The organism is Flavobacterium sp. (assembly GCF_043779715.1).
In the GTDB taxonomy this organism is placed as follows: domain Bacteria; phylum Bacteroidota; class Bacteroidia; order Flavobacteriales; family Flavobacteriaceae; genus Flavobacterium.
This window is the reverse complement of sequence record NZ_JAYWDT010000115.1, coordinates 1-3,673: the sequence shown is the minus strand read 5'-3', so window position 1 is coordinate 3,673 and position 3,673 is coordinate 1. Positions and strand designations below refer to the sequence as shown.

General features: G+C 29.6%; 4 protein-coding genes. 1 reads left to right on the top strand and 3 read right to left on the bottom strand.

Translation table 11 applies throughout. From position 1 onward, the window contains the following. A partial coding sequence (locus ACH2BG_RS06085) for a DNA mismatch repair protein MutS (RefSeq protein WP_395046826.1) occupies positions 1 to 1,810 on the bottom strand: 1,810 nt, incomplete at its 3' end. 98 nt (positions 1,811 to 1,908) lie between these two features. Between ACH2BG_RS06085 and ung the strand changes: the two genes are divergently transcribed. Continuing rightward, on the top strand, positions 1,909 to 2,595 hold the full coding sequence (gene ung / locus ACH2BG_RS06080) for a uracil-DNA glycosylase (RefSeq protein ID WP_395046825.1): 687 nt from the start codon (positions 1,909 to 1,911) through the stop codon (positions 2,593 to 2,595). On the opposite strand, the gene ACH2BG_RS06075 is transcribed toward ung, so the two are convergent. Next, positions 2,582 to 3,133, bottom strand: coding sequence for a hypothetical protein (locus ACH2BG_RS06075; protein ID WP_395046824.1), 552 nt, complete (start codon positions 3,131 to 3,133; stop codon positions 2,582 to 2,584). The two genes, ung and ACH2BG_RS06075, sit on opposite strands and share 14 nt — an antisense overlap. A gap of 12 nt (positions 3,134 to 3,145) precedes the next feature. Continuing rightward, positions 3,146 to 3,673: hypothetical protein (locus ACH2BG_RS06070; RefSeq protein WP_395046823.1), on the bottom strand; the 528-nt coding region annotated here is incomplete at its 5' end.

Below are 3,673 nucleotides of genomic sequence, written 5' to 3'. Positions count from 1 at the left end.
TTTTATTATTAAAATATTTTTCTGAAATAGCTTCTATTTTCTGTCCTAAATAAATGGTTTTCTGGTTACTATCATACAATTCTTGATAATTTTCTAATTTTTGTTTGACTTTTGCATTTATAGTTTCCATTTTTTTGCTTTCTTCACGTGCTTTGGTTTCTTCTTCTTTCAAATTAATCGAAGTTTTTTCCATTTTAGAACGTTCTTTTTGCAAATTGGCAATGGTTTTGTCAAAACGAACTTTACCTGTTTCTATTTTCTTTTTGGCACGATTAATTAATCCAAACGGAATCCCATTTTTTTGAGCTACTTCAAATGTAAAAGAACTTCCTGCTTGTCCCAAAGCCAACTTGTACATGGGCTCTAAAGATTTTTCGTCAAAAAGCATATTGGCATTAGTAGCAAATGGTAGTTCATCGGCTAGGATTTTAAGATTAGTATAATGTGTTGTAATTATGCCAAAAGCTTCACGGTGGTAAAATTCTTCTAAGAAAATTTCTGCTAAAGCACCACCCAAATCAGGATCGGAACCTGTACCAAATTCATCGATAAGAAATAATGTTTTTGCATTACATTTTTTCAGAAAGTAGTTCATGTTCTTTAATCGATAACTGTATGTACTCAGATGATTTTCAATAGATTGGTTGTCGCCAATATCTGTCAAAATTCTATCAAACAAACAAGTTTCGCTTCGTTCGTGAACAGGAATTAACATACCAGATTGCAACATTAATTGTAGCAATCCAACGGTTTTTAACGAAATAGTTTTTCCTCCAGCATTTGGTCCAGAAATTACAATGATTCTGTTTTTAGAATCAAATTCGATGGTTTGTGGATGCGTAATTTCGTTTTTAGCTTTATTTGTTAAGTACAAAATAGGGTGGAAGGCATCACGAAAATATATTCTTCTTTCTTTGGTTATTTTTGGCAAAATACCATTTATTCGGTTGGCATATTTTGCTTTGGCAGCAATCACATCGATATCACTTAAAAAATCTTGATATTGAATTAATAATGACAAAAATGGACGAATTACATTGGTTAGTTGCTTTAAAATTCGAGTAATTTCTTCTTTTTCTTCATATTCTAAATTACTTAATTCTCGAGAATATCTTAACGTGGCTTCTGGTTCTATAAATGCCAAACTTCCTGTTTTCGAGCTTCCTAAAATTGTTCCTTTTACCTTACGGCGATACATAGCCAAAACTGCTAAAACCCTACGGTTATTAACAAAACTTTCTTTAATATCGTCTAAGTAACCCAAACCATTATATTGTGTTAGCGCCATCCCAAAACTTTGGTTCACTTTTCCACGAACAACATTCATATCGCGACGAATATTTAATAAGTCTGGAGAAGCATTGTCTTTTATCTCACCATATTTATCTACCACATCATCTATGCAACTGATAATGGTTTTTGTAAGTTCAATTTGGCTTGATTTTTTATATAAATTGGGATAATAATCTTCAAATTTCCTGAAATATTGAAGTAAAACATTGGTATTTTCAGATAAAGTGGCAATTTTCCGAAAACTTCCTACTTCTAGAAAACTATCTTCGATACCTAGAAATTTTATTTCGTAAGTGATTGCATCAAAACCATGATTAGGAATGGCATTGTTGTTTTGAAAAGAAGCAATATATTCTGATGTTTGATGCAAAGCAGTCATCAAAGATTCTTCGTCTTTGTAAGGTGTTATTGTTAAAGCTTTTTCCTTACCAATATCAGTATTGCAAATGCTAGAAACTGTTTCTAAAATGGTAGAAAATTGTAAATCTTGTAGTGTTTTTTCGGTAATTGAAATCATTTTTTTATGCTGCAAAGGTTCTAAGTTGCAAAGGCTCAAAGTTACAAAGTTTAAGAGTAGTAATGAATCAAAGTGCTTATATTTGTAAAAAAATATAAATGTTACCTATAATTAAAGCTAATTCTTGGTCTGATTTTTTTGAAACTGAAAAAGAGAAACCTTATTTTCAAGATTTGATGAATGCTGTTGATGAAGAATACGAAAATCATACTTGTTTTCCGCCAAAGGAATTCATTTTTAATGCTTTCAATTTTTGTAATTTTGCAACTTTGAAAGTTGTTATTATTGGTCAAGATCCTTATCATGGAGATGGTGAAGCTAATGGTTTGTGTTTTTCGGTGAATGATGGTGTGAAAATTCCGCCTTCATTAAAGAATATTTTTTTCGAAATAAATACTGAATATGACCGAATTTTTTCGCCAACTTCTGGTAGTTTAGAATCTTGGGCAAAGCAAGGAATTTTACTTTTAAATGCTTCATTGACTGTTAGAAAAGATTTGGCTAATAGCCACAAACACCTGAAATGGAATGTTTTTACTGATGCAGTTATTCAGTACATTTCAGAAAATTCTGAACAGGTTGTTTTTTTACTTTGGGGAAGTTTTGCACACAAAAAAGGAAGTAAAATAAATAGAGAAAAACATTTGGTTCTAGAAACTGGACATCCTTCGCCATTAAGTGCTAATCGTGGTTTTTGGTTTGGAAATAATCATTTTAAGTTAACGAATGAGTATTTGAAATTGAATGGTTTTAGTGAAATTGACTGGGTAATTAATTTACCGTAAAATTGTAAAAACCTTCATTATCTAAATCATTTACGGTAGTTTTTATATACACATTTACTTTGTTTGAATATGAATATTGGTTAAAGTATGATTCAATAGAAATTCGATATTGACCAGCTTCGAGCAAAGGAATCCCTGCTCTAAACTCATATTTATTGGTCACATTATTTAAAACACAAATTGCTCCATATTGAAATTCTCCTTTATCGATAATTAAGCTTGTATTTATATCTAAATTTGACCAAGTATTGTATGCTGATTTTTTTTCTAAACTAAAACGAAAACAATATTTGTCGGAACCGGTTGTTTTATAAATATCTAAAAGTGTACTATATCCAGCTTCGGGTAAATATCTAGAAAAAGAAGAATTAATATATAAAACATCATTCATGTTATAACTTGGTTGTGTCTCGATTTCTATTAGATTTGGGATATATAAGTTTTTGACATTTATATCATTATAATCGTTTTCACATGTTGTGCTTGACAAAAAAATAATACCAAAAATAGCTAGTAAAAAATGTTTTAATGTTCTCATAATTTATTGTTTTTAAAATCGATATCCTACATTTCCGCCAATTCTTGTTACAACATCAGGACCATAATTAGGACTAAGTAAGTTTGGAGCTAATCCGAAATGTAAATCGACAACAAATCTTTTTTTGATATAAAATTTATACCCAATAGAAGAACCCAAAGCTACATTAGTATATTTTTTTTCAACTTTGTCATAGTATCCGTATGTTCCGTCAAATAACCTGTCGATGGTTTTATATTTTCCACTGTTTATAGAGGAGAATATTTCCCCATACCAATTCCTGTTTGTGTTTTTTGAAAATGAATATCTAACATAAGGTATAATTTGATAATCATTTGTTTTTGCATTATTATAACAATCATTACAGTAAAAATTAGGAAATTCGTTTATATTTCTTTCCAAAAATAATATACTCAAACCCGTTGAGAGTTTTTTATTTAAGAATCTTTCGTAAGAAATCTCTAGTCTTTTACTTATAAATACTTTTGTTAAATTAACACGAACTTCATTCTTTTTATTTAAGTATATATTTTGAATGCT

Bases quoted from the DNA above. Each gene is read 5' to 3' on its own strand.
- ung (WP_395046825.1), top strand. From the start codon at position 1,909: ATGTTACCTATAATTAAAGCTAATTCTTGGTCTGATTTTTTTGAAACT.
- ACH2BG_RS06075 (WP_395046824.1), bottom strand. From the start codon at position 3,133: ATGAGAACATTAAAACATTTTTTACTAGCTATTTTTGGTATTATTTTT.